Genomic DNA, 26123 nt, shown 5'->3' with positions numbered 1-26123 from the left:
GTGTCCCGTGGCGGTGGCCGGTGGGGGCACGGCCGAACCGGCGGGACGCGTGGTCGGGGACAGTGGTCGTGCGGCTCGGCCCGGCCGGCCGGTTGCCGGTCTCAGAACGGAGCCTTCGCCGCGTACGCGGCCCGGAGACGCTCTGCCGTCTTGCGGGCCTGTACGGAGTGCCGCAGCGTGTGCGTTCCCTCCTTGGGCCGCCTGGGCGCCGTGGGTGGGCGGCCCGGCGCCGGCTGCTCACGCCGGGGGCCGTCGGAGGGATCCTGCGGGGCGGGAGGCAGAGTGCCGGGGGAGTCATGAACGGGAGGCTCGGCGGGGCCAGGGGTCTCGACCAGGGTGGGGGAGGTCGCCGGCGTGTCGGACGGGATCGGCGTTTCCAGGTCGGCCGGGATGATCTTCGTGCCCGGGGTGTCACTCGCGGGGGCGGGCCAGGAGACGGTGGGGGCGCCGTCGGCGGATGCCGCCTTGTGCCGTTGCCCCGCCGTGTGCGCGGTGAGCCTGCGCCGCGCCTGGGCGATCTTCATGCCCTGGGCCTCGATCACCGAGCGGCACTGCTGCACCACATCGGTCAGCGACGGCCGGTCCTCGGCGCTCTTGGCGAGCATGCCGGTCAGGAGTGGCAGCAGTTCGCTCGGCACGCCGGACAGATCCGGTGCCGTGCCGAGGTCCGTGACAAGGTGGAACACCATGTACGGGGTGGCCGCCTCATGCGGATAGTGCCCTGTCACGGCGAAGAGCAGCAGCGCGCCCAGCGCGTACACGTCCACGGCCGCCGTCAGCGGCTTCGCGCCCGCGGCCTGCTCCGGCGCCATGCAGATCGGAGTGCCGACGACCTGATGGGGGGCCGTGAGGGAGATGGTCGACTCGGTGAACGCGGCCAGGCCGAAGTCGATGATCTTCGGGCCGTTCGGTCCGAGTAGGACGTTGGCCGGCTTGAGGTCACGATGGAGCAGGCCCTGGGTGTGCACGGCCGACAGCGCCTCGGCGAGGATCGCGCCGAGCGCCGCGGTGAGGACGGACGGCAGCGGTCCGTGCGAATTGACGTGTCGCGCGAGGTCCGGGCCGTCCACGTACTCCGTGGCCAGCCACGGTTGTTCCGCCTCCGCGTCGGCCCCCAGGAACGCCGCGATGCGTGGACCCCAGATGGTCTTGAGCACCTCGATCTCCTGCGCGAACCGCTGTCGGGACTCGGAGTCCACGACCGACGGTTTGATCACCTTCACCGCGGCGGGCTCCCCGCCGAGCGACTCACCCAGGAAGACCTGGCCCATGCCACCTTGGCCGATCCGGCCGAGGAGTTCGAAGTCGCCCAGCGTGAGCGGGTCCTCGGGGTTCAGGGGCGTGATCTGCACGTGTGTCCTCGAAATTCGGTCTTGGGCGAGCGTCCGATCAGCCGCGATGCGCGCCTGGAGACACGGTAGTGGATGCGGCCGGGCTCAGGAACGGGGATTGCGGGATGCAGATATCAACCCCTGAAGGTGAAGAACTTGTGGAGGGTTTCGGGCGGTGGTGGTGTGCCACCTATGACGTCCCGTCCCGGGACGGGAGCAGCTGCCCCCCGGTCAGCCCGCCCGCCAGCAGTCGTGCCGTCTCCTCCGCCAGCAGTGTCGCCCGCTGCGCCTCCGCCCGGAGCTCGTGCACGTGCCGGAACGCCTCCCCGTATCGCCGCTGCTCCTCCAGCGGCAGCAGCGGTACGCGCAGCCGGCCCGGGCTGACCGTCAGGACCGTACTGCCGGTCGACGCGCCCGCGATGTTCTCCTCCGCGCCCAGGAAACCCGCGAGGAACCAGGGGTCCAGGCGGGCCGGGTCCGGCCGGAAGAGGTGGACGTGGAGGCCGAGCAGCGCGCCCGCGTCCTCCTCGCCCGCGACACGGGCCATCGAGCCGTCGCCGCTCGCGACCGCGCGTACGAGGACGTCTCCGACGGCGATCACAGGCGTCGTATCGCTGCGCAGCTCCGTCGTATCGCCCGTGGGCCCCGACCCACGCGCGATGTCCGAGCCGGTGAGCACCGCGCGGGCGCCCCCCTGCTCCCCGCTCCTGCCCTCGTCCTCCGCGCGGCCCCGTGCTCCCTCGGGCACCGTCCGCCGCAGCGTGAGCGCCCCACCGCGAGCGAGGTCGGACGCCGTCGCCGTACGCCACTCACGTGCCGCCGCGCCCGCGGCGCTCCACTCCTCCTGCCCGGCCACCCGCGCGAGCGACTTCGCGGCCTTGACGAGATCCCGGCGTGCGGCGTCGACGTCGGCCGACAGTTCCGCCGGATCGACGTCGGCCCGTGACGCCCGTACGAGCCGCGCAGGGGTCAGGTCCACCATGTCGTCCAGCAGGTCGACCACGTCGGCCGCGTGCGCGACACCGGGTTCGCCCTCGAACGTGTCGGGGCTCTCCGCGAAGGCCCGCCATGCACCCAGGGCACGCGCCGTGATCCCCTCCCAGTCCACGGAAGCGGATCGGCTACCGCCCCTCGTCCGCGCGGTCACCGCCGCCCCACCGTGCCCCGCCGCCGACGTATCTGTCGCCGTATCCACGAAAAGCACCGACTTGCGCTCGGGCCCACCCGGCTCGGGCCGTTGCAGCACCCACACCTGAAGCCCGACGTGCAACGGCACCGACGCGCCCGCCGGCAGCGCGATCACCGCGCGCAGCGCCCCGCTGCGTACCAGCTCCGCCCGTACGCGACGTCCCGACGCGCGGCCGGCCGTGGCCGGCGGCAGGAGCAGGGCCGCGTAGCCGCCCGGTGTCAGGTGGGCGAGGGCATGCTGCACCCACGCCAGCTCCGACTCGGCGCGGGCCGGTACGCCGTACGCCCAGCGGGGGTCGTACGCCAGCTCGTCGTGGCCCCAGTCCCGGACGCCGTACGGCGGGTTGCACAGCACCGCGTCGGCGAGCAGCTCGGGGAACGCGTCCGCGCGGAGGCTGTCGGCGGCGCGGACGGTGACCTCGGCCTCCGGAGCCGTCAGCATCAGGCTCACGGCACTGCGCCGGGCCTGCACGGGAAGCGTGTCCTGGCCGTACAGCTCGCGCACGCCCCGGCGGGCGGCGGCCGCCAGGAGGGTGCCGCTGCCGCAGGCCGGGTCGAGTATGCGGGCCGGCGAGCCCGGGATCAGGCGGGCGAGCAGGTTCGCGAGCGGTGCGGGAGTGCGGTAGGCGCCGGATGCGGCGCTCTCCTCCAACTCCCGTTCGGCGAGCACGCCCAGCGCGGCCTGGCCGCCCTCGTCGCGTACGCACGCGTACAGCGCGCGCAGCACCGCCGCGTCGCCCGCCTCGAAACGGACCGCGTCAGCGCTCGGAACGGCGTCGGCCACGGAGGCCGCGTCGCGGCGTGCGCGGGCGGGGAGGTCCGCGTCCGGCAGCTCAGCGGCGGCCGTCAGTTCCTCCGGCGAGCGGCCCGCCGCCGCGAGCACGAGGAGCAGCAGGTCCTCCGACGTACTGCCCCCGCTCTGTGCGCGCAGACGGAGCGTGGTGCGCAGCTCCTCCGACGGGCTCGCCGCCGAGGCGTGACCGCGCGAGGCGAGCCAGGCACGCACGGACTCCAGGTCGTACAGCGGGCTGCCGTCCGTACCGCCGGACGGCGCGGGAAAGTCCTCGTGCCGACGGCGCCAATTGCTGACCGTGGCGCGCGTGACCCCCGCGATGCGGGAGATCTCTGCGGCGGTGACCTGCGCGGATGGCTGCGACATGGCGGGAGCCCTGAGCCTCTCGGTAGTGAACAGCTAACAACTTACAGCACTCGTCAAGTTTGTCTGAATGTTTGACGGCGCTTTCACTGTTGTGCTTTTCTGGTTCTGCTTCCGAGTGGAAGCGACCGATCTCCGGGGGGAGTTCCATGCGCCTGACCATTCCGACCGCTGTCGTCGAAGGCACGCAGCTCACCGTCATGCCGTTCCGCGACGACGCCGTCGTCGGGACGATGTCCGTGCCCGCGCTCGTCCAGCTCGTGCCGTCGCCGCGCGCCGAGGAGGACCCGCGCAGGCTGAAGGCCGCCTCGGGCCTGGTACGCCGGCACGCCGAACTACGGGCCACCGTGCAGCGCACGCTGAAGTCCTCGCAGAAGGGCAAGAACGTCGGCCCGTACGCCGAGTACATCGCCGCCGGCCTCAAGGGCGAGCTCGGCGCCGCCTGGTCCACGCCGCCGGTCACTCTGTGGCACGCCGGACCGCTCGCCGCGCTCAGCGACGAACTCGTCCCCGGCAGCGGCCTGCGCACCCTCACCATCGCGCCGGGCACGATGGTCATCGCCATCGACGGCGAGACCCAGACCACCGCCTGGCACGATCTCTACGACAACCCCGAGGGGTACGGCCTGACGTACCCGGAACTCGCCCAGGTGCGCCTGCCGTTCGAGCTGTACGTCGACCTGTCCCCGGCCGACGCGCGGCAGATCTTCTACGACCGCAACGTCGAGGGCGTGGCCGTCGCCAAGAACCTCGCCATGTCCATGGACCAGCGCGATTTCGGTACCCGACTCGCGCACATGGTCGCCGACTCGGTACGGGTCGACTCCGACGGGCAGCGCATTCCCTTTGCGCGGTTGGTGAACGCCAGCAAGCGGCAGGTGTCCGCGAGCGACCGAGAGGTCGTCACCCTCTCCGCGTTGCGCGCCCTCGTCGTCACCGCTATCTACGGCCGGAACGGACTACAGCGGTCCGCCGAGTCGGTGCACGAGGACGAACTGCCGACGGGGTACGGGCCCGAGCAGGTGGAATCCGCCGTCGTACCGATCCTCGGGCAGCTGATCGCCCGCCACGCCAGCGCCTTCACCGAGCGCAGCGCCATCACCGCGCCCGCCGTCCTTGCCGGCATCGGTATCGCCGTCCACCACACCATGCCGTGGAGCGACCCGGCGTCCGCCTTCCGCACGGACGACCTGGTACGCCTCCTCGACGGCGTCCGCTGGGAGCGGGAGGCGAAGTACTGGGACGGGGTCGCCGCGAAGACCGGCACCTCGGGGCGCCTCAACTTCAGCGGAGGCGTCAAGGACTCCGGCGGCCGGGTCGCCGAGGCGATCCTCTACCCGGCGACCGAGGCGGGCCGCAGGATTCGCGGCCTCTGAACTCCGGCGCGCGACCACGGCCTGCCCGGCCACCGATGAGCGCGCTGTCCTGCGGCGGCCATCACGTCACCCACCCGCATCGCACGCACCCAGGAAACGGAGCACGCCATGACCTTCCACCAGCCTCCCCCACCGCCGCCCCACCACAGCCCGCAGGGCGCCGGCCCGTTCGGTCTCGGCACACCCACCGGCCCCGGACAGCCCGCTCGCAGCCGCAGACAGCGGCTGAAGTACGGGGCGGTCGCGCTGGTGTCACTGCTCGTCGGCGTCGGCATGGGCGCCAGCGGTGGCTCGGCGGAAGCCGGCAAGGAAACCGCCGACACCAAGGCCGCACCCCGCCCCACGGTCACCGTCACCGAGACCGCCGAGGCCGAAGCCCCCGAGCCCGCGCCCACCGTCACAGAGACCGAGACGGTGACGGTGACCGCGAAGCCGAAGAAGACCAAGAAGCCCGGCCCGGCGGCCGCCTTCTCCGGCGAGGGCGAGTACCTGGTCGGCGAGGACATCAAGGCCGGCACCTACAAGACGGTCGGACCGGAGGACGAGTTCGGCTGCTACTGGGAGCGGGCCAAGGACGCCAGCGGCGAGTTCGGCTCCATCATCGCCAACAACAACCTCAACGGGCCGGGGCGCGTGACGCTGAACAGCGGCGAGTACTTCAAGACCAACCGGTGCCAGGAGTGGAAAAGGGTCGGCTGAGGCCCCCGGCGTTCCAGGCAGTGACGAGCATCACAACAACCAGGCGCGGGTCGGAGAAGTCGAAGTATGAGCCGAGGCCCGATGTCTGTTCCGGAACCGGCAGAGCACAGCGGCAGGAGAAAGGCAGAACGGACAGCATGCCGAAGCGCGCACGACGGGCCGATGTGCTGGCTGTGGAACAGCGAGCGGTCGACCACGCCTACCGCTGCCTGGAACGCACGCGACGTGAGGCCGAATACCTCAAGGGATTGCCCGCCGCAGCCAGCGGCAAGGACGCGATCGACGTAAACCGGGCATGGCAGAGTGAGCTGGACAATCTCGACCTCGGCGGCAACGCCCTGGTGTTCATGCGGGCCGACGTCGACGAAGGGACCGGTCGCGAGTCGCTCTACATCGGACGGCGAGCGGTGTTCGACGAGGAGCGCAACCCTGCCGTCATCTCCTGGAACGCCCCTGCGGCGATCAAATGGAGGCTGACCAGCGAGCAGGAACCGGGCGATGTGCGCCTGCTGCGCCGGATCGTCTGCGACGAACGGGTCGTTCAGCGGTATTTCGACCTGCACGGGACGGACGGCACGAGCCCGTCGCTGCAGGCTGTGCGGGAGGAGCGAGAGGACACCGCTGGGACCGGTGCCCGGGGCGACTCCGCTGAGGACCGAGAGCACGGCTCCGCCCCAGAGGAGCTCGAGAAGGCCGGCGAGTCCGAGGAGCCGGACTGGAACGACCCGCTGCTGGACGAACTGGACCGAGCGCGCGACGGTGCGATGCACGACATCGTCGAGACGATCCAGCGGGATCAGCTCCGGCTCGTCTCGGAGCGGCCACGGGGCGTACTGATCGTCCAAGGGGGCCCGGGCACCGGAAAGACAGCGGTGGGCATGCACCGCGTGAGCTGGCTGCTCGACAACCGGCATGTGCCAGCGGACGACATCCTGGTGGTCGGACCGAGCCGTGGATTCCTGGACTACGCGGGCAGAGCCCTCGTCGAGTTGGGCAGCGGGGGCGTGACCATGCTCGAATTGCCCGCGCTGTGGTCGGGTGGGAACGCCCGCCGTGACAGGCACCAGGCCGCCGTCGTGAAGTCCGACGCACGGATGGCCCGAGTCCTGCAGCGTGCCGTCGACAACCACACCACTACAACGGTTGAGCGCCTCGAAGCGCTCGTCGGTGGGCCGGAGTTCATCTTCGAACTGCGGCGCCGGGAAGTCGTCGTGCCCGTCGCGGAGATTGCCGCCATCGTGGCAGACGCCCTCACCGGCGACAGCCCTTACCGAGTCCGCCAGGAACGTTGTGTCCAGCAACTCGTGCACCATCTCACCCAGGCCTACATCGGCTTGCTCCCCGGTCCTGCCGACACCGACTACTTCCCAGAGGTACGCCAACTACGTCCCGTCATCCGGCTGCTGCGCCGCATCGCCCCCGAACTCTCGGCCCGTGACGTGCTGCGTCGGCTTCTCTCCAGCGGCGCTGCCTTGGCGGCAGCGGCCGAGGGAATCCTGACTCCGGACGAGCAGACCGCCCTCGTGGCGCAGCAGGACGGTCATTCCCGTGCCCGAGCAGCCGGGGAACACAGTCTCGAGGACCTGGTCTGCCTGGACGAGCTGAAGTATCTGCTGTCAGGACGTCCCGAGCGGACCTACGCTCACGTCGTCGTGGACGAGGCGCAGGACCTCACGCCGATGCAGGCCCGCTCACTGGCGCGTCGCTGCCCCGGCGGGTCCATGACCATCCTGGGAGACCTCGCCCAGGCGACCGGCTCCTTTCCGTACCAGGACTGGGAGGAGCTCGGCACGACACTCACCGGCAGGGACGGCTGGCGGGTGGCCGAACTGCTGACCGGATTCCGCGTGCCCGGTGAGGTCATGGATTACGCGCGGCCCCTCGGCACCCACTGCGCACCAGGCGTCGGTGTCCCCGACTCCGTACGGCGAACGGGCACCGAGGTGATCGTCGTGCAGGGCGGCGACCCGGCACAGCGCGCCGCCGAGTGCGCCCTGGCCATCGCGACGGGGCCGGACGGCGCGCACCAGCACCGAACCACCGCGGTGATCGTTCCCGACGTGACGTCGTGGAAGGAGACCGTGGCCACCGCCGTCTCCGAGCAGGAATCGGTCTCGGTGCTCACTGCCGAGGAAGCCAAGGGTCTTGAATTCGATCATGTCGTCGTGACCGAACCGTCGGCGATCACTGCGGACGACCCGGCCGGACCGCGTCGTCTGTATGTGGCACTCACCCGGTGCACCCAGTCCCTGACGGTGGTCCATCAGCGGTCCCTGCCGCAGTGGATCGGCGGGCCGGTGAACGCCGTGCCCACTCCCAAGCAGTTCCTGGCTCAGGTCAGCAGGAGGAAGAGTCCGCAAGGCGCGTCCGGTCTGTGCACCCGGTACCGGGCGGACGGCACGCGGTGCGCCAACGAGACACGGCAGGCGGACGGATGGTGCCGACAGCCGGGATGCGGAGGGTTCCGCACGGCAGAGCCCGCGTCCCTCGGCAAGAGCGACTACCTCGGGGTGCCCAAGGAAGGCGTGACAGAGGCGAGGCTCCAACTCACACCGGAACAGATCGCCGACATCCGCATCACCTCGGCCGCGTGCGGCGCCTTCGTGGTCCGGCACCGGGGCAGCCTCGGCGAGGCGGCCGTGGAACTCCATGCGATGCTCACACCGTTCCTGGCCGAAGGCCGCCACTTCCGCTCCCCGGACGGGTGGTTCCTGGACCTGGAGGGCTACCGCCTCCTGCTCGACGCCGACGCGCGAGCCGTGAAGGCATACGTCACGGGCCATCCCGAGCGCAGCTACGCCCAGGTGGCGGCGGGAATCCCCTCGCGGGTGGGCCAACAGGCACGCGGAGAACGGCGGTCGGCTCTCACGCCCCCAGAGGCCGCGACGGGCCTGGGCCTCTCCGACGAGGCCGCCGTCCGTGCGGTGAACCTCGACAGCCTTCACGTCACCCAGGGAGCCTGCATCGCCTTCGAGAAACTCTCCCAGTCCGTGCACCTGGCGGACGACGCGTTCGTGAGAAGGCTCCGGGAAGAACTCACAGCCGAGCTCTTGGCAGGAAGGATCGAGTGGGTGGGGGATCGCCTGGTTGTCGAGGGCGATTGCTACCAATGGTGGATGCGGTCGGACGGCCGGGTGCTGACCACGGTCCGCAGAACCGGAACAGAGATCTACCGGGGATTCGAGGCCCAGCAGGGCGACGAACCCCCACACGAAGGGAAGGACATGCCGACGACCGGCACAGCGGGTGAGGTCACGAGCGGCGTCACGACGCCGGGAAGTGATCCCGGCCTGGCCGACATGGTCGCGGAGCGTGAACGTTCGGCGCGGGCCGATCGCGCGCACGAGAGCCTGCGCCACAGGCTGCTGGCCGACCTCTACGAAGGCTCCGGGGACGTGGGGGACACCGCGTACGTCGACGCGTGGAGCCACGGGCCCGACGGCACGACCCTCTTTGAGGTACTGGCCGACGGCGCACCGACGTACGAACGGATCCGTGAGGCGGCCCTGCACCTGCTGGAGGCCTCCAGCCTGCACCCCCAGGAGCCCGCCGAGTACCTGGTCGTCGTGCTCCGGGAGCCACCGGCCGAGACATGGGCCGTCGACGCCTGCGACCGTGCGTTCAGCGTGGACCTCGTCTGGCGGGACGGAGATGCATGGGCCGGGCCCGCCGCGCAACGCGTCCGGCACACGTCGCCGGACGAACACGGCGCATCGTAGCCCCGGTGACGATGCCGATCGTGGAGCGCGGGAAAGTACAGGACGGCGGACTCGTGTCCGGCGGGACTTCCCGGACGAGTGATGTGAGAACAGATGACGCATGAGGAACGGCCGAACGCCGGTCTCGAACCGGACGCTTCGATGTCCCGGGCGGAGATGGTTGAGGCGTGGCGTGAGCGACGCCGAGCGCGACGCGCCCGGCCGGACGCCACCACTGACGGAGCGGCTGGCCTGGACGGATTCGCCCTGCGCAGGTGGCGCAGGGCCGGTGTGTTCGGCGCGCACGCGGTGGAACGCGTGGAGCGGCATCTGGCCGACCTCGTCAACACTCGGCCCGCTGGGGGGAAGGAACCCGACTGGGTGCTGGGGACACTGCGCCAGTGCCTCGACGGAGACCCCGTCGCGCAACTGCCTTCCGCCGTCCGCACTCTCCTGGAGCACCGTGCGGCCGACGACACCGTGACCACCATGACGGTGATCCACGAGTGCGGTCTGCCGTGGCTGACACCGCACGGTCAGACATGGCTTGAGCACCTTCTGGGCTCCGGACCGGCGGTGTTGCCCCGAGAGGGCCGCCCTTCGACGTCCGAGGACGTGTCGGGGGCCTTCGCCCTGCAGTACGCCCTCCGCCACGACGAACTCACCGCACTGCCGCGCCCCGTGTACGACCGGATCCTGCCCTGGGCGCCCCTCGGGACCGTCGACGACCTGATCGATGCGGCGATGGTCACCCGTGACGACGAGCCCTGGGAACTGCGATCCGACCAGTGGGAACGGAACTATCTGAGAGCCCGGCTCGCACCAGAACTGGTGGACCGGGAAACCGCCGAGGCGATCGGATGGGAGCAGTTCCTGCAACGGGAGCGGTTCCTCGACGGAGAGTACGCGGAGGGTGGGGAAAGAGAGCTGTACGACCTGCTCCAGCGGGCGGCCGAGGGGGATACGAGTGTCGTCAAGGAACTCGAGTACGTCCTCCCGCGCACCCTCGTGTTGAGACTGCGCCACATCAAGGACGGAGCCCTCACCGGCAACTGGGAACCGGACGTACTGGCCGACCGTGGGCTGTGGCGGCTCATGTCCGCGCTGTGGGAACCGAAGGCCGCTGTCCAGCCCCAACGCAGTGCCTTCCATGCCCTGGCAGCGCTGCGTCATGCCTACGACTGCATCTGCGCGGGGGACTTGAAGAGGGCCCGAGCCCAGGTGAACAGATTCCTGGACCACGAGCACGGGGACCCTCTGCAGAACGCAGAGGCATGGAACCTGTCCGCCTACTTGGCGTTCCTGGACGAGGACCTGAACACTGCGCTCATCGCCCTGACCCGTGTCGCCGGCTTCCAACCGGCGGCGGAACCCAACCTCGATCTCGTCAAGCGAAGGCAAGCCACGCCGCGCAACGATCGGCCGCACCCTTCCAACCCGTATCTGGAACTCGGCCTGCCCAACCAGTCGGCCGTCTGGAAGCAGCGGTACCGGGACCTCCGGCGTGAGTTCGCCGACGACCGTGAGGAAGCGGCCCGGCTCAACCGGGCCATGCGCCGCATCCAGCAGGCCGAACAGCACGAAGACTGGTCGGACTTCTTCGTCCTGCCGCTGGACGAATCGGTGTTCAGGCTTCCGGACGACCCGCCCGGCACCCTCGTACCGCCGGTCGAGCCCATGCCCCGGCAGACGGCCTCCCATGACTCCGACGACGCGGACACCGTTCGGCGCCGAGCGGTCGCCGACCTCCTTCCCACCCTTCTCAACGCGCCACGGCGCCCGGATCACCAGCACAGGATGACAACATGAGCAAGAACAAGGCGCCCAAGAAGCCCACCGGGCTCAAAGCCAGGAAAGAGGCTCGGGCCTGGGAAGCGGACATGGAACTCCGTACGTACCGTCCCGAAGAACTGCTCAGTCCCGCGGAGTTGCTGTCGCGCTTCACTGAGAAGGCCCGGGAACTGGTCGACCAGATGCCGGACGAGAACCGCCCCAACAGCGCCGAATTGACTGCGGCGTTGCGGCAGGCCGTTCTCGAGGCGTTCAGGACACGGGAGCAATACGTGGCGCGACTGGTTGAGACGGACGCTGCCAGCTGGATGACCGACATGCCGGCGAAGAGTCTGCGCCGCGCCATTCGAACGTCGCTGGTCGACTCAGGGATCCGTGTCGTCGAGTCGAGCGATGAGCGAGAAAACTTCGTCGTGGTCGAGGGTGAAGGCGACGGCTTCGAGGTCGTGCGTCCGGCTTACGTGGACCAGGCCACCGGAAAGCTGATCCTCTCCGGCCAGTTGCGCCGCGTGTTCGTCCCGGGCAAGCGGGTGAACGGCGAGAACGGTGCACAGGACGCAACGGCGATGGAGGAGAAGCCGTGACCGCAACCGGAATCGACTTTGGCACTACCAACTCTGTTGTCGCCCAGTGGCAGGGCGATGGCGTTGAGGTACTGCCGCTCGACGGACACCACCTCGACGCCGACTGGCGCCGTCCCGGTTTCGACCTGCTCTTCCCCTCGGTGGTCGGGATGAGCTCGCTGCGGAGTGGGCCACTCTTCGGCTGGGAGGCGAAGCTGCGCTCCGAGGAGGCCGCCGAGGCGTGCAAGCGCCTCCTCAAGAGCGACGAGTACGTCAACGTGCAGGGTCGCCGCTTTGCCGCCACCACCGTGGCAGCCGGTGTCTTCATCGCCATGAAGGACGGCGCGCGGCAGAACCTCACCGAAATCGACCGGGCCGTGATCACCGTGCCCGCGAACGCCACGGGCGCCGCCCGCTACCGCACGCGCGCCGCCGCCCGCTTCGCCGGCATCGAGGTCCAAGCACTCCTCAACGAGCCGACGGCCGCCGCGATCTCGTATGTTCATGAACTGCGTGAGGAGGCGCCGCAGATTCTCGTATTCGACTGGGGTGGCGGAACGATCGACGTCACGGTTCTCGACTACGAGGACGGATTCTTCGAGGAGCGCGCCTCCCGTGGGGTGACGGAACTCGGTGGGCTCGAGATCGATCGTCGGCTGCGTAGCATGGTTCTGGAAAGGGCGCCTGCACGGCGCGAGTGGACGCCTGCCCAGAAGCGTCAGTTCCGGCTCGACGTGGAGCGCAGCAAAATTCTGCTGTCCTCCCAGCGGTCCGTGAGAATCCGGACTCCGGACGACAAGGAAGTGGAGATCTTCCAGGAGGAGTTGGAGGAAGCGATCACGGACCTTGTCGACCGTGCCCTGGCACCGGTCGAGGAGTGTCTCCGGGATCTGCACATGGCCCCGCTCGATGTGGACGACGTCCTCATGATCGGGGGCACCAGCCAGATCCCGAGCGTGCGGGCCGCGGTCGCGGAGGCCCTGCAGATGGAGCCCGTGCCGACGTACCTGTGCGATCCCATGACTGCCGTAGCGCGTGGTGCGGCCATCGCCGCAGCCGTCCTGTCGAAGGAGACGCCTGGCGTCATCCAGGTGGCCAACAGCCACGCACTGGGAACCGTGACCAAGAAGCCTGATGGGCGCCGGCAGTTCAGCCAGATCATCCCCAGGAACTCGCCGTTGCCCTGGAGCGAGCGGAAGAGCTATACGCCCACCCGTGACTACGAGCGCAAACTCGCGGTGGAGATCTGGGAGGGTGACCCGGACAAGGAGCTGGCCGACTCCGACAACGTCCAGCTCACCGAACTGATCCTCGAGTACCGGACACCACGCGTGCGGGAAGAATCCAGATTCGATCTGGAGTACACGTACGACTCCGACGGCCTGCTGCATGTGAAAGCTACCTTGGAACAGACGGGCGAGGTCGTTGTCGACGAGGAGGTGAAGAGCTTTGGTTCGGGTGGGCCGACGCCGGAGGTACGCAAGGAGCTCGACGACCTGCTCACGGTGAACCCGGAGTCGTCGCGGGCTCTGTCCGCCAACGGCTCGGACAAGCTGGCTCGGCCCGTCTCGTCGTACTCCAGGGTGGGTGACCCCGATCAGGGTGACGAAGTACATACTCTTGTGGTCGACGGCTCCAATCTGGCATGGATCGGCCACTCACCCACCCGACCCGGTGTCTACGAGGAGGACGACCGGCCGAGTTACGCCCAACTTGTCGGCGCCCGCGAAGCGCTGGCGCTCAAGTTTCCCGGAGCGGAGATCCACGTCGTCGTGGACGCCACCCTCAGACACAAGGTCGCTGAGGAAGAGAAGGCTGCCGTGACCGCCGCTCTCAGCAAGGGCGACATCCTTCAGCCGCCGGCGGGCACGGAGGGGAAGGGCGACGCTTTGGTGGTGGCTATCGCAGATGAATCGGGTGCGATCGTCGTCACCAATGACAACTACGTCGAACTTCAGCACCGTTACCCGTGGTTGCGAGAGAACGGGCGAGTTCTCGGAGCCACGCGCACCAGGGACAGGTGGGTCTTCACTTCCCGGACCTGCGTGGCACCGCGAGGAAGGAGCTGAGGCGTACAGCCATGCGGGCGACCGGCTTCGTGTCTGCCCTGGGCGACCGAGGTGTATCCGGAACGGGTCCGGCGTTCCGCTGTGTTTGCCAGTGAGCCCTGCGGTGTGCCGGCCGGTGGCCGGGCGCCCACCGCAGGGCAAGCAGTACGGCTGTTACTGGAGGTGGATGCGGCGCGCCACGGCGGGTACTGGGCCAACGCCGAGGTGATGCACACAGTGATGCACCCCCTGCTCATTCCGCCTCAGCAAGGCGATACCTGACGGGCCGGTCTTCCACCTTCACCAGCAGACCCTCGCTCGCGAGGTCTCGGAGGATCTGGCGGGTGTGCTTGTCCTGCGGGTCGTGGCCGGCGTCGCGCAGAGTGCGAAGACTGCGTTCGGTGTCCCAGTAGCCGCCATACCTACGCACCGCTCTCTCCAGATCGGCGCGCTGGCTGGAGGTGGGCTCGGTCATCGTGCTGCTCCTCAGGACTGGTCGGCTGTGGTCGTGTGGGCACGCTTCGTGTGGTTGGCGATGCTCGCGGGTGCGCCGACGTAGTCACATGCCGGGCACTTCCGCCATACGCCCTCGGACACGGCACGCGCACTCACCGAGTGTCCCGGGCCATATCCGTGTCCGTGCAGCAACTGGGCGACGGAGGAACCGTATTCGACAGCGAGCAGGGCCGCCTCCGCCACCTTGTCGTGGCCGGGAGCGAAGAAGGACCCCGGTCCGACCTTCTTGGCGCAGCCGCACCAGCAGGTGCCGGTCGGAGTAAGGTGCGGGAGAGGTTTCGGCGTCATGATGCCACGGTAGATCAGCGAGGGTGACTGCCCGGGGGCTTTGCCGTGTTTGGCGACAGGACCCAGATCCCGATGTCAGTGCCGTCCGTCATTGTGCCGCTCATTTTCAACGGATTTCATGACATCGCGCTCAGAGGCCGATCATGGTGCGGCCGTCGAGCAGCAGGTCCACGTCCCACGTCCAGTCGCCGTCGATGCAGGCACTCGGTGTCAGTCGGCCGAACGGGCTCTCCCGCACCGGGGGTTCCCCGTCGAGACCAAGGCCGTACTTCATGGCGTTCCAGTCTGGGCTGCAGCTGGTATTGGGATACCACAGCCCGCCGTAGCGCCCGGCATCCTTCAGGATGTGCACGTCCAAAGCTCAGTGCCGGTTCGGTGACGGGAGCCGCTGCGGACGCATGTCCCACGTCCCGGACTGACTTGGCACCCAGGCACGGCGTCGTACCCGTGGTGCGTCGATCCCCTCCGAGGGAAGGTACGGCAGCGGTACCCCGTCAAGCCCGTCGCGGATGGAGTCGTCCCCGAGCGACGACGAGCGTATCGTCACCCGTCAACTCGCCCCTCGGATACTCACCTTGAAATGCCTGGTCAATACGTTGACCAGGCATTTTGCTTGCAGTCGCCGTATATGGCCGCCCAGTGGCGATGGCGACCTCGGTGCAGCGACGCGCTGACCTGCGCCTTCAGCGCGGGGAGTCGTGGGGGTTTGTGTCGGTGATGGAGTTCGGGTGCGACCTGAGGTCAGTCGATCAAGCCCCTCACACCCGTGGTGCCGCCCACGGCCTGCCAGGTGCCGTTCAGCGGGCGCTGCCCGTATCCGGCCTTGGACCAGTCGCAGACGCCGGTCGGGAAGATCTCCCGCAGCCGGCGCAGCTCCGCGGTGCTGAAGCCGACCGCGTAGTCGGCGGCGTGCACCGGCTTGCGGCGGCAGGCGACGACGTCGTCGGTCAGCGGCGCCCCGGCGACCAGGCGCGGCGTGGGGTACGCCGGGTACAGCTCGCCGCATCGCCCACGGTTGTCGTACGTCAGCCGCTGGGCGATCTTCCGCGGCCGCGTGTCGCGGGTCCAGCAGGCATCCGTCAGGCCGGCGGGCTTGCCCGCGGTCACCTTCCGCGCGAGCGGCCGGTCGGAGTGGTCGGCGGTGACCGATGTCAGCCAGGCGTCCATCGCGGTGAGCGCCTGCCGCAGTACCGGGCTCTCGAGACTGAAGTAGCCGTAGCGGTCGTCCTCCTCGAGCATCACCTGGTTGTCCGCGTTCCCGTTCGCCGCGACGAGCCGCGCCCTGGTGGAGAAGCCGTGCACCACCATGTGGATGTCACCGCCGTGCGCGTGGTCGGTGTAGGCGCGGTAGTCGATGATCGGCGTGCTCGCAAGACCGCCGCCGCCCGACAGGATGCGCCCGGTCCCGTACGCCGCCTCGGTGGCCGTGAGGTCGGCCCGGGTCCGCTCCGCGGTGGGCCGGGCGTCGCGGTCGATGCCGCCGATGCCGGCGTTGAGGTCGAGGAACTGCTTCTTGGTGATCGTGCCCTTGTCGAGGGCGTCGAGGCCGTACTGCACGCCGACGTTGTCCAGGGGGCGCAGAGCGAAGCCGGTGCGGGGCTCCCTCCCGTAGACGTTGACCGTGTGGTCGTAGACCGTGGCTCGCGCACCTCCGGGGTTGTGCTCCGCGTCGTAGCGCTGGTCGGCCGGCAGGCCGGCGGGGAACTCGGCGTCGGGATCGAGCCGCTTGGCCCCGTCGCTGAGGTTCGGGATGGACTCCCGCACGCCGAAGCCGGAGACGGCCCGCTGCTGCTCGGCGCTGAAGCTGCCGGGTGCGGTGTCCGTGAAGTAGTGGTCGAGCAGCCGCGAGTCGAGCAGGGTGAAGTTGGTCGCGGAGGTGACGTCGGGGAAGCTGCAGCCGACGACGATGCCGTTCAGCAGGCCCGGGTAGTTGTCGGCGATCTGATGGCTCTGGTACGAGCCGCCGGAACAGCCCCAGCCGATGGTGAACCGCGGCACGCCGTACCGCTCGACGAAGCGCTCCTTGACCATCATCGTGGACTCGGCGGCCAGCAGGTCGTCGCAGTTCTGCCCGAAGACGTTGAGCGAGGAAGAGGCGACGGCGTAGCCCCGGCGCAGCATCTCCGAATCCAGCACGCCGTCGACGGTGTTGCCCTGGGTGTACCAGCCGGCGCGGCAGCCGCCGCCGAAGGTGTAGATCAGGCGGCCGTTCCAGCCTTCGCTGCGCGTGACCGGGTCCGGCTCGGGCCGTGAGGGGTCGTGCAGCAAGGCGATCTGGTAGATGGCCCGGTTGACGGTGCCGGTCTCGACGCGGATCAGGAACGGCACCGTGGCGCCAGTCGTCGTCGTGGTGTGCGCGAGGTCCGCGGGCCGGGCCTCGCGGTCGGGGAGCGGTTTTATGGTGCCGTCGGTCGAGCGGTACGCGTAGTCGACCCGTGTCCGCACGGAGCAGTCCTTGTCGAGGGCCGGGCCCAGGGTCGAGCCGTCGACGAGTTTGAACGACTGCGTGGCACACAGGTACGGGTGCTCGTGAGGGCCGCTGATGACCGGCCCGGTGACCGGATGGTTGCGCACCTCGAGGACGTCGCGCGCGGCCCGCGCGCCGGGCGCGCCGCCGGTCGTGGCGGCGATGCGGTTGCGGCCGTCCGCGAGCCCGGTGACCAGGCCGGTGAGGCCGTGGCCGTCGGCGTCGGGGCTGAACTGCCCGGTGACGTCGGTGCCGTTGCGGGTGACGCGTACCTCGCCGGGCCGGGTGCCGCCGGGCACACGCACGTGGACCAGAACGTCCCCGCCGGTGACGAATCCGGGGCGGGTGGAGACGGTGGTGACGGCGAGGCCGCCCTGGCCGCTGCCGGCCGGGGGAGCGGCCCCGGTGGCGAGTGTCATTGCGAGGAGCGTTACCGCGGTGCCGACCAGCGCGGTGAGAACGGTCCGCTGTCGTCCGCGGCGGCGGACCGCTCGTCTGAACGGGGACACGGTGAGCCTCCCATGCGGGGTCGTACGGTTCCCAACGGATCAACGATCCAGGACAGATCGCCGCCTCGGCATTTCCAGGCGTGGACGCCTGGGCGGCATCCTTCGCGAGTGACCCGGGTGGATGAGGTTTCCGGCAAGGGCAGGGACAGGACCACGGGACAGGACCACCATGCGCCGGCCGGTGGCGGCGGTGGGTGAGGTTCGGGGAGTTACGGTCTCGGCCAGGTCTCCGGGAGATTGTGTCCGCCGTCCGCCACGAGCACCGACCCCGTGACGAACGAGGCCGACTCGTGCGCCAGGAACAGCACGCAGGCTGCGATTTCCTCCGGGGTGCCACTCCGGCCGATCGGGCCCGCCGCGGCGGCCGCCGCCTCGAATTCCAGCTGGGCACCGGTCGCTACGTAGCCGGGTGCCACGACGTTCACCGTGATTCCGTCTCGAACGACCTCAAGGGCCAGCGCCCTGGACAGCCCGACCAGGCCCGCTTTGGCGGCGGTGTAGGTGGCCTGGCCGGGCATCGCGTTGACCGTGCCGGTGGTGGAGCCGACCGAGACGATGCGTCCGTAGCCGGCCGCTCCCATTACCGGCACCACGGCTCGGCACATCAGGAACGCGGTCGTCAGGTTGCGGGTCAGCGCCGCGTTCCAGTCGGCCAGGGACAGCGTGGCGATGTCGTCGTCGGCGTCCCAGCCCGAGGCCACGGATGTCATGCCGGCGTTGTTCACCAGTACGTCGATGCGGCCCCAGCGGTCCAACGCGGCCCGTACCAGGGCGTCCGCTGCGCCGTCGACGGTCAGGTCGGCGACGACGCCGACGGCGTCCGCGCCCAGTTCCGCCGCCCGCTCGTGCACCCGCTCGGAAGTGGCACCCAGCACAACCCGGGCCCCCTGCGATACGAGCGCCCTGGCAACCGCGGCACCGATTCCGTTCGGGGCACCGGCGCCCGTGACGATTGCCACCCGATCTTGGAAGCGCGTCATGAGGTCATGCTACAGACGGACGAGTTGAGGCGTTTGCGCAGTGCACGGCGCCGTGTTCGGCGGGATGGGGCCGCCACCTGCAAGGAGCCGGGCTCGCACTGTCATACGCAGAACTGCGTATCCACCCCGGGTCGCGGGGCCGCCCACGGTGACGGCTCAGCCGGACGGCAGGTGCAGCCGGCTCATCGAGCCGAAGTCCGGTGGGCTCAGCACCACCGAGCGCCCGTTCTGGATCTGCGACGTGATCAGGGGCTGCCCCAGCGTCGGGTCCGAGGTCCCGTCCGGGAAGCTCAGCGGGGACTGCCCGCCGTCGGCGAAGCTGTAGATGCCGTTGAGCCCGCGGTGGACGTCCTCGCGCAGCGCCCGGCACGTCCCCGCGGGCACCGTCCCGCCGTTGCGGGCCCAGGCCCAGGCGAGCAACTGCACCTGGTCGAAGGCCGCACTCGCCTGGGTGGGCCCCGGCTCGACGCCGTACCGCAGCAGGTAGTTGCGCTGGAAACGCGTCGCCGTCACCGAGTCCGTCCGCGAGGTCGTCGAACTCCACACCGCGCCGTCGGCCAGCGGCCCCAGCAGGTTCCTGAAGCGGGGAAGCGACGCGGCGTAGACGTAGTGCACGAGGCCCGGGAAACCGGACTCGTGCAGCAGCCGGTGCAGCACCGCGATCTCGTCCGGCACGAAGTGCGCCACCAGTACCAGATCGGGAGACGCGCCCGTGATCCGCTCGACCACCCGTCCCCAGTCGACCCGGCGGACCGGGACCGTCGTCCGCAGCGCCACCGACCAGCCGACCGACGCCAGTGACTCACCCAGGCCGCCGTCCGCGATGCGCGCGCTCGGGCTGTCCATCTCGACCACGGCGACCGTCCGGCTGCGCGGGGAGTACGGGCGGTGGTGCTCCAGCCCGCGCACGAACCGCACGAACGCCGACGCGTAGTACTTCTCCGACGGGCACGTCTGGAACACCATCCAGTAGCGCCGCGGATCCGACCGCACCAGTTCCGCGTGCCGCTCGAAGGTGTCGAGGTGCAGGAACGGCCTGCCGTAGTCGGCGGCCATCTCCAGCAGGAACGGGTTCTCCGCGCTCAGGTAGTTGCTGGTGACCGCGTCCACCTCGGCCGCGACCAGCCGGTTCATCGCCGTCCGCACGGCGTCGGGATCGTCGATGTCGCAGTCCTCCACGACGTGCTCGACCCTGCGCCCGCCGATCCCGCCGGCCGCGTTGATCTCCTCCACCGCGAGCGCCGTCCCGCGCAGATGCTCCTCACCGTCCTCGGCGGCGCTGCCGGAGAGCGACACCAGGCTCCCCAGCAGAATCGGCTTCCGGGCCGACGCCGGCGCCGGGGCCCAGGTGCGTTCGGGGTCCGAGCGGAACATCGTGGCGAACCTCTCGACCCCGACCACGGCCACCTGCGCCACGTCCTCGACCCCGCCCGGCATCGGCAGCGCCAGCAGATTGCTGTCCACCGCCAGTGCCGCCAGACCCGCGCGGCTGCGCTGACCCAGCTTCTGCAGCAGTCGCTCCACCTGGGTCGACACGGTGCGGGGCCGGGTGCCGAGCCGGTCCGCGACCTCGGTGTTGGTCAGCCCGACCGCGACGAGCGTGAGCACGTCGATCTCGCGCCGGGTCAGGCCCCGTGCCGAGCGCACCTCACCCGTGCTCACCAGGGCGTGGTCCTGCTGGTCCCCCCGCGCCCGGTGCCGTTCCATCCGCACATCCAGCCAGAGCCCGTCGGCCCGGTAGACGAACTGCACCTCGGGCCGGTTGAGCAGCAGGAACCCCCGCGCGTACAGCACCAGCCGCCCGGGCGGCACCGCGCCGCGCAGGACCACGGTCCGGCCGAGGTGGTCGGCGGTGAACTCCCCGGGACCGGACGGGGCGGCACCCGACGGATCGTGCCCCCGCAGACCTTGTCCCGGTCTGCCGGGCACAGGGCTCGCAGTCATCGCCGGAGCATACGTCAAATGACGCATGTCGTTCCCGGCAGGTGGCGTGAAACTGCCGTCTCGGCGTCAGCAGCGTCGTCAGTCGCATCGATCAGTCGCATCGAGGAGAGCTCTTATGTTCACCTGGCCCGAGGGGCACCGGTTCGGAGCCACGATCAGCTTCGACTTCGACGCCGAGGAGGTGTGGATCGGCGAGAACCCCCGGAACGCCGACCGCCCCGGAGTGCTGTCCCAGGGCGCGTACGGCCCCAGGGTGGCCGTGCCGCTCCTCCTGGAACTGCTCGACCGGCACTCGATCACCGCGACGTTCTTCTGCTGCGGCCGGGACGCCGAACGCCACCCCGAGTCGATCCGGGCGATCCTGGCCGCCGGGCACGAGATCGCACACCACGGACTGACCCACACCTCGCCGACGGAGCTGTCCGCCGCCGAGGAGCGCAGGGAGCTGCGCGAGGGGCTGGCGATCCTGCGCTCCACGGGCGCGACGGTGACGGGCTACCGCTCCCCGTCCTGGGACTTCAGCGCCAACACCCTGGACCTGCTGGTGGAGCACGGCTTCGAGTACAGCTCGAACCTGCTCGACCACATCGTTCCCTACCGGCACGCGGCCCACGACCTCGTCGAGGTGCCCGTCTCCTGGATCCTCGACGACGCCCCGCACTTCTGGTTCGCCAACGACACCTGGAACAAGACCATCCGCTCCCCGCGCGAGGTCCTCGACGTATGGCGTCCGGAGATCTCCGGTATCGCGGCACTGGGCGGCCACGTCATGCTCACGATGCACCCGATGATCATCGGACGCCCCTCGCGACTGGCCGTGCTCGACACGGTCCTGACCCAACTCACCGAGGAAGGCGCCTGGTTCGGCACCGCCCATGAGACCGCCCGCCTCGCCCGGGCCTGACCGCCCGCCGGCCGGCCCGAGCGACCGCGCCGGCGAACCCGCGACCGAAGGAATCCCCATGCACGACACTCCCGCACCCGCCTTCCCGCGGATCCGTGTCCGCGGCACCGCGCGGGAGCGCGGCGTGCAGTACGGGGCGCGGGCCCGGCCGCAGGTCCACTCCGCCCGGGACGGGTACGAGCGCTCCTTCGCCGAGCGGGGCGTGTCCTGGCCCGAGGCCGTCGCCTTCGCCCGGCGCCACCTTCCGGCGGTCACGACGGCGTACCCCGAGCTGGTCGAGGAGATGGCGGGCATCGCCGAGGGCGCCGGTCTGCCCTTCGAGGACATCTTCACCATCAACTGCCGCACGGAGATCCTCTGGTGGGCGCAGACGGACGGGCCTGCCCCGGCCGACGCGGCCCACGGGCCGGCCGAGGCCCCGGCCGGCAGAGGTCCCGGGGAGTGCACCTCCTTCGCGTTGGCTCCGCACCGCACCGCGGGCGGCGTCACCCTGGTCGCGCAGAACTGGGACTGGCTGGTGCACGGTGTCGACTCCGTGGCGGTGCTGGAGGTGGAGCGCGAGGGCGGGCCGAACTTCGTCACCCTCGTCGAGGCCGGGCTCCTGGCGAAGACCACCCTCAACGCCCACGGGGTCGGCATCGCGCTCAACACCCTGATCAGCTCCCGTGACGACGGCTCGCCCGGCATCCCCTTCCATGTGCTGATCCGCGCGCTCGCCGACTGCCGGCACGTCCACGACGCGGTCGGGATCCTCGCGCAGCACCGGCGGGCCTCCTCCGGCAACTACCTGGTCGGCGCGGCGGGCGGAGCCATTCTCGACATCGAGTGCCTGCCCGGCGGCCCCGAGGGGGTACTGCCGGTCGTGGCCGAGAACGGCGTGCTCACCCACAGCAACCACTTCCTGTCCGCCCTCCCCGCGGGCCGCGGCCGCGACCTGGCCGTGCGGGCGATGCCCGACAGCTATGTGCGGCTCGGCCGGATCCGCGACCTGGTCCCCGGCCCCGGCCCGGAGCCGGTGACGCTCGACGTCCTGGACGCGGCGCTGCGCGACCACACCGACGCACCGAGTTCCATCTGCTGCCACCCCGACGAGCGCTCCGCCCCGGCGTCGCGGTGGACCACCGTCATGTCGGTGGTCATGGACCTCGAACAGCGTGCGCTCCACCTGAGCGAGGGCAACCCCTGCGCGACTCCCCGCCTGCGCGTCGACTACGCCGACCTCCTGCGCGAACCCACCGGCCCCACCGACCGCACGGTCCCCGTCCGGACCCGGACCCGGCCCCAGCACGCGGCCCAGACCTGACCCGCACCGGTCCGCCCGACCCCCGCACCGTTTTCCAGACCAGGAACCGATGACCATGACCTCACCGACCACCCCCGCCCCCACCTCCGACCAGGACCGGGCGCCGGCCGCCGAGGGCCTGCGCAAGGTCCTCGGCCTACCCGCCGCCGTCATGTTCGGCCTGGCCTACATGATGCCGCTCGCGTCGTTCACGACCTACGGCGTCGTGAACACCATGACCGAGGGCCACGTCGTCACGTCGTACTGGATCACGCTCGTCGCGATGCTCTTCACGGCGGCCAGCTACGCGGCCATGGCCGGTGCGTACTCGGCCACCGGCGGCGCGTACACCTACACACGCCGGACCCTCGGCGGTCACGTCGGCTTCCTCGGCGGCTGGACCATCCTGCTCGACTACGTGCTGCTGCCGATGATGGCCTACCTGGTCATCGGCGTATATCTGCACCAGTCCTTCCCCGCCGTCCCGCAGGGCGTCTGGATCGCCGGGTCCATCGCGCTGGTGACCGTCCTGAACATGGTCGGGATCACCATGCTCTCCAAGGTCAGCTCGGCGATCGTGCTCGCCCAGACCGTCTTCCTGGTGCTGTTCGCGCTGCTCGCCGTGAGGACCGCACGGGGCCAGGAGATCCCCTCCCTGTGGGACGCGCTGGCCGGCCGGGGCCCGGGCACCGCAACCGCCCTCGCCGGTGCCGCGATCCTCTGCTACTCCTTCCTCGGCTTCGACTCGGTGGCGTCCCTGGCCGAGGAGACCCGGAACGCGCGGCGCACCATCCCGCGCGCCATCCTGCTGGTGACACTCCTCGGCGGGCTGCTGTTCATCGCGGTCTCCCTGGTGTCCAGCCTGGCCTTCCCGCACTGGCAGAACTACACGAGCGTCGACGCCGCCTCCCTCGACGTCGTCCGCGCGGTCGGCGGCAAGCTCTTCGAGTCGTTCTTCACCGCGGCGTTCGTCGCGGGCTGCTTCGGCGCCGTGCTGGCGCAGCAGGCCACGGTGTCCCGCGTGCTGTTCTCGATGGGCCGCGACGGCGTGCTGCCGCGCAGGGTCTTCGGCTATCTGCACCCGGTGTGGCGCACCCCGGTGTACGCCACACTCGTGGTGAGCGCCATCGGCCTGGTGTCGCTCCTCGTGGACCTCACCCTCGCCTCCTCGCTCATCAACTTCGGCGCGCTGACGGCCTTCTCCCTCGTCAACATCGCCACCGTCAAGCACTACGTCATCGACGGGAAGCGCCGAGGCGCCGGACCGATCCTCCGCTACCTGGTGGCTCCCGTGATCGGACTCGCCCTGAGCGTGTGGCTCTGGACGAGCCTCTCCGAACAGGCCTTCGTGATCGGTCTCTGCTGGCTGGGCGCCGGCCTCGTCTACCTGGCGGCGATGACGCGCGGATTCCGCGTCGCGCCCCCGGACCTCGACATGACCGAGGCCTGACGAGGCAGAGGCGTGAGCGGTGCGACCGGCCTGGGGCCCGCCCCGATGCCACCGGGGCAGCGAGGTCGAGCCGGCCCTTGCAGGTCTCCTTGACCGACTCGATGACCTGCCGCAACGGCTCGAACAGCTGTGCTCCGGGTCGCTCGCTCTGTCCCTTGCAGGTCGGACGCAGCAGGCGGATTCACCAACCGGCTGACCGGCATGCGAAGTTGCGGCCGAAGGAGTGCCTGTCGCCGGTGGTGGCGCACTGCATCTTGCGCCCGCTCGGCGGAAGCGCTCAGGCCACGACCTTCAGCGCCCCCACGTCGTACGCCACCCGGCCGCCGACGACCGTGGCCCCGACCGTCAGGTCCGCGATGCGGTCCGGGGCCACGCCGAGGAGGTCGTCGCTGAGGACCGCGAAGTCGGCGAGCATGCCGCGGGCCAGGGTGCCCTTGATGTGTTCCTCGTGGACGGCGTGGGCCGAGCCGACCGTGTACGCGTGGAGCGCCTGATGCGCCGTGACCGCCTCGTGCGGGGCGATCGGAGCGCCCGACGCGGTGCGGCGGTTGACCATGTCGGCAATGCTGAGGAGCGGGTCGGAGGCGACCACGGGGGCGTCCGACGAGCCGGGCAGCACCACGCCCGCATCCAGGAACGACCTCATACGGTAGAGGAGTTGACCGCGGACCGGGCCGAGGGCCGCGAGGAGCCCGTCGCCGGTCTCGGACAGGAACCGGCCCTGCGGTACCGGGATCAGGCCGTTCTCGGCGATGCGGGCGACCTGTGCGTCGCTGGTCACGGCCGCGTGTTCGACGCGGTGGCGGACATCGGCGCGCGGGTGCAGCCGCTGTGCCTCCTCGTACGCGTCGAGTACGACGTCGAGGGCGGCGTCCCCGATGGCGTGCGTGGCGATCTGCCAGCCGCAGCGGTGCGCCTCGACGATGTGGCGGCGGATCTCCTCGGGCTCGTGCTGGAGCAGTCCGCTGTTGCCGGGCGCGTCGTGGTAGTCGCAGCACATCGCCGCCGACCGACCGATGAGCGAGCCGTCCGACATCATCTTGGTCGGCCCGATCCGCAGCCACTCGTCGCCGAGCCCGGTGCGCAGGCCGAGGTCGAGGCCGTACCAGGCGGCGCCCGGCTCGAAGGCGCCGCAGTCGTGCAGCGTGGTGATGTACGGCATGACCGTCATCCGCACGCCGAGCAGGCCCCGTTCGCGTGCGCGGAGGTAGGCGTCCAGGTCGGCGGGCCCGTTGCCGATGCCGTCGACGGCGCCGATGCCCGGCTCGGTCACGCTGGTCAGACCCACCTCGAGGGCGGCTCGCGCGCCGGTGGCGATGTGGGCGATCCACTCCTCGGCCGGCTCCGGGCGCAGTATCCGCTCGACCAGGCGCATCGCGGTCTCCTGGAGCAGTCCTTCGGCCCGTCCCTCCGCGTCGCGTACGACATGACCACCGGGCACGTCGGGCACCGCGGACAGGTCGGTGTGTCCGGCCCGCGCGAAGGCCGCCGTATTGGCGACGGCCATGTGGTGGGAGGTGTGCACCAGCCAGACCGGACGGCCTCCGGCCGCCCTGTCGAGGGCCTCGGCGGTCGGGTGGGCGCCGATCTTGTTCTGGTCGTAGCCCGCGCCGAGCACCCAGGTGCCTTCGGGCAGGTCCGCGGCCCGCTCGGCGACCGCGGCGTACAGCGCGTCCAGGCTCGGCACGGCCGCGTACGAGAGGTCCAGCTCGCGCAGGCCCTTGCCGACGTAACTGAGGTGGTGGTGCGCGTCGTTGAAGCCGGGGACCGCGTGGGCGCCGCCGAGGTCGACGACCGTGCCGGCGGTGCAGCCCACCAACTCCTCGTCGAGGGCCACGATCCGGCCGCCGAACACGCCGAGCGAGGTGGCGGTGGGGCGGTCCGGGTCGAGGGTGGTGAAGCGTCCGTTGCGGAACACGGCGTCGAGGCGCAC

The 26123-nt window shown here is 70.3% G+C and carries 18 protein-coding genes and 1 pseudogene; 9 read left to right on the top strand and 10 right to left on the bottom strand.

Annotated features, from left to right (window positions below):
* Nucleotides 1-101 precede the first annotated feature (101 nt).
* Entirely contained in the window at nt 102-1352 is a 1251-nt protein-coding gene (locus tag ACWC91_RS21340; protein ID WP_450639880.1) for a protein kinase domain-containing protein, read from the bottom strand.
* Nucleotides 1353-1521: 169 nt separating this feature from the next.
* Nucleotides 1522-3678: an N-6 DNA methylase gene (locus ACWC91_RS21335; protein ID WP_450639878.1), complete on the bottom strand. Its 2157-nt coding sequence runs from the start codon at nt 3676-3678 to the stop codon at nt 1522-1524.
* Between the two features lie 146 nt (nt 3679-3824).
* On the opposite strand from ACWC91_RS21335, the gene ACWC91_RS21330 reads away from it, so the two are divergent.
* From ACWC91_RS21330 to ACWC91_RS21305, 6 genes are all read left to right on the top strand, one after another.
* Nucleotides 3825-5051 (top strand): DNA sulfur modification protein DndB, encoded by a 1227-nt coding sequence (locus ACWC91_RS21330; protein ID WP_450639876.1) that lies wholly within the window; start codon nt 3825-3827, stop codon nt 5049-5051.
* Nucleotides 5052-5159: 108 nt separating this feature from the next.
* Complete coding sequence (locus ACWC91_RS21325) at nt 5160-5750, top strand: hypothetical protein (RefSeq protein WP_450639875.1); 591 nt, start codon at nt 5160-5162, stop codon at nt 5748-5750.
* A gap of 137 nt (nt 5751-5887) precedes the next feature.
* Nucleotides 5888-9469 (top strand): HelD family protein, encoded by a 3582-nt coding sequence (locus ACWC91_RS21320; protein ID WP_450639874.1) that lies wholly within the window; start codon nt 5888-5890, stop codon nt 9467-9469.
* 93 nt (nt 9470-9562) lie between these two features.
* Nucleotides 9563-11257: a hypothetical protein gene (locus ACWC91_RS21315; RefSeq protein WP_450639872.1), complete on the top strand. Its 1695-nt coding sequence runs from the start codon at nt 9563-9565 to the stop codon at nt 11255-11257.
* Nucleotides 11254-11823 (top strand): hypothetical protein, encoded by a 570-nt coding sequence (locus tag ACWC91_RS21310; RefSeq protein ID WP_450639870.1) that lies wholly within the window; start codon nt 11254-11256, stop codon nt 11821-11823. The genes ACWC91_RS21315 and ACWC91_RS21310 overlap by 4 nt, the downstream gene beginning before the upstream one ends.
* Nucleotides 11820-13871 carry an Hsp70 family protein gene (locus ACWC91_RS21305; protein ID WP_450639869.1) on the top strand — a complete coding sequence of 684 codons (2052 nt, stop codon included), beginning with the start codon at nt 11820-11822 and terminating at the stop codon, nt 13869-13871. Before ACWC91_RS21310 ends, ACWC91_RS21305 begins: the two co-directional genes overlap by 4 nt.
* Before the next feature lie 232 nt (nt 13872-14103).
* On the opposite strand, the gene ACWC91_RS21300 is transcribed toward ACWC91_RS21305, so the two are convergent.
* From ACWC91_RS21300 to ACWC91_RS21275, 6 genes are all read right to left on the bottom strand, one after another.
* Entirely contained in the window at nt 14104-14325 is a 222-nt protein-coding gene (locus ACWC91_RS21300) for a hypothetical protein (RefSeq protein WP_450639867.1), read from the bottom strand.
* 11 nt (nt 14326-14336) lie between these two features.
* Nucleotides 14337-14654, bottom strand: a complete 318-nt coding sequence (locus tag ACWC91_RS21295) for a hypothetical protein (protein ID WP_450639865.1) — start codon at nt 14652-14654, stop codon at nt 14337-14339.
* 130 nt (nt 14655-14784) lie between these two features.
* Nucleotides 14785-15006, bottom strand: a complete 222-nt coding sequence (locus ACWC91_RS21290; RefSeq protein WP_450639863.1) for a hypothetical protein — start codon at nt 15004-15006, stop codon at nt 14785-14787.
* 389 nt (nt 15007-15395) lie between these two features.
* A complete protein-coding gene (locus ACWC91_RS21285; RefSeq protein WP_450639861.1) occupies nt 15396-17540 on the bottom strand; it encodes a DUF6351 family protein in 2145 nt (714 codons plus the stop codon).
* Nucleotides 17541-17839: 299 nt separating this feature from the next.
* A complete protein-coding gene (locus ACWC91_RS21280; RefSeq protein ID WP_450639860.1) occupies nt 17840-18610 on the bottom strand; it encodes an SDR family NAD(P)-dependent oxidoreductase in 771 nt (256 codons plus the stop codon).
* Between the two features lie 156 nt (nt 18611-18766).
* A complete protein-coding gene (locus ACWC91_RS21275; RefSeq protein ID WP_225079684.1) occupies nt 18767-20554 on the bottom strand; it encodes an ABC transporter substrate-binding protein in 1788 nt (595 codons plus the stop codon).
* A gap of 115 nt (nt 20555-20669) precedes the next feature.
* Between ACWC91_RS21275 and ACWC91_RS21270 the strand changes: the two genes are divergently transcribed.
* Genes ACWC91_RS21270 through ACWC91_RS21260 form a run of 3 tightly spaced genes read left to right on the top strand, consistent with a single transcriptional unit; the run spans nt 20670 to nt 24190 of the window.
* Nucleotides 20670-21458, top strand: coding sequence for a polysaccharide deacetylase family protein (locus ACWC91_RS21270; RefSeq protein WP_225079685.1), 789 nt, complete (start codon nt 20670-20672; stop codon nt 21456-21458).
* Between the two features lie 58 nt (nt 21459-21516).
* The gene (locus ACWC91_RS21265) at nt 21517-22761 is read left to right on the top strand and encodes a C45 family autoproteolytic acyltransferase/hydolase (protein WP_450639857.1); all 1245 of its coding nucleotides are present in this window, start codon (nt 21517-21519) and stop codon (nt 22759-22761) included.
* Between the two features lie 55 nt (nt 22762-22816).
* Nucleotides 22817-24190 (top strand): APC family permease, encoded by a 1374-nt coding sequence (locus ACWC91_RS21260; protein ID WP_450639855.1) that lies wholly within the window; start codon nt 22817-22819, stop codon nt 24188-24190.
* 28 nt (nt 24191-24218) lie between these two features.
* Here the strand turns inward: ACWC91_RS21260 and ACWC91_RS21255 are convergent.
* Both ACWC91_RS21255 and ACWC91_RS21250 read right to left on the bottom strand, forming a co-directional pair.
* A pseudogene (locus tag ACWC91_RS21255) lies at nt 24219-24371 on the bottom strand (IS982 family transposase); the annotation flags it as partial.
* 96 nt (nt 24372-24467) lie between these two features.
* Complete coding sequence (locus ACWC91_RS21250; protein ID WP_450639853.1) at nt 24468-26123, bottom strand: amidohydrolase; 1656 nt, start codon at nt 26121-26123, stop codon at nt 24468-24470.

The sequence above is a fragment of the Streptomyces sp. NPDC001204 genome (assembly GCF_053598035.1).
This window is presented reverse-complemented; position numbering and strand designations above follow the sequence as displayed.

Coding starts and splice junctions, on each gene's coding strand:
- ACWC91_RS21335 (WP_450639878.1), bottom strand. CDS start 3,678: ATGTCGCAGCCATCCGCGCAGGTCACCGCCGCAGAGATCTCCCGCATC.
- ACWC91_RS21330 (WP_450639876.1), top strand. CDS start 3,825: ATGCGCCTGACCATTCCGACCGCTGTCGTCGAAGGCACGCAGCTCACC.
- ACWC91_RS21325 (WP_450639875.1), top strand. CDS start 5,160: ATGACCTTCCACCAGCCTCCCCCACCGCCGCCCCACCACAGCCCGCAG.
- ACWC91_RS21320 (WP_450639874.1), top strand. CDS start 5,888: ATGCCGAAGCGCGCACGACGGGCCGATGTGCTGGCTGTGGAACAGCGA.
- ACWC91_RS21315 (WP_450639872.1), top strand. CDS start 9,563: ATGACGCATGAGGAACGGCCGAACGCCGGTCTCGAACCGGACGCTTCG.
- ACWC91_RS21310 (WP_450639870.1), top strand. CDS start 11,254: ATGAGCAAGAACAAGGCGCCCAAGAAGCCCACCGGGCTCAAAGCCAGG.
- ACWC91_RS21300 (WP_450639867.1), bottom strand. CDS start 14,325: ATGACCGAGCCCACCTCCAGCCAGCGCGCCGATCTGGAGAGAGCGGTG.
- ACWC91_RS21295 (WP_450639865.1), bottom strand. CDS start 14,654: ATGACGCCGAAACCTCTCCCGCACCTTACTCCGACCGGCACCTGCTGG.
- ACWC91_RS21285 (WP_450639861.1), bottom strand. CDS start 17,540: ATGACACTCGCCACCGGGGCCGCTCCCCCGGCCGGCAGCGGCCAGGGC.
- ACWC91_RS21280 (WP_450639860.1), bottom strand. CDS start 18,610: ATGACGCGCTTCCAAGATCGGGTGGCAATCGTCACGGGCGCCGGTGCC.
- ACWC91_RS21275 (WP_225079684.1), bottom strand. CDS start 20,554: ATGACTGCGAGCCCTGTGCCCGGCAGACCGGGACAAGGTCTGCGGGGG.
- ACWC91_RS21270 (WP_225079685.1), top strand. CDS start 20,670: ATGTTCACCTGGCCCGAGGGGCACCGGTTCGGAGCCACGATCAGCTTC.
- ACWC91_RS21265 (WP_450639857.1), top strand. CDS start 21,517: ATGCACGACACTCCCGCACCCGCCTTCCCGCGGATCCGTGTCCGCGGC.
- ACWC91_RS21260 (WP_450639855.1), top strand. CDS start 22,817: ATGACCTCACCGACCACCCCCGCCCCCACCTCCGACCAGGACCGGGCG.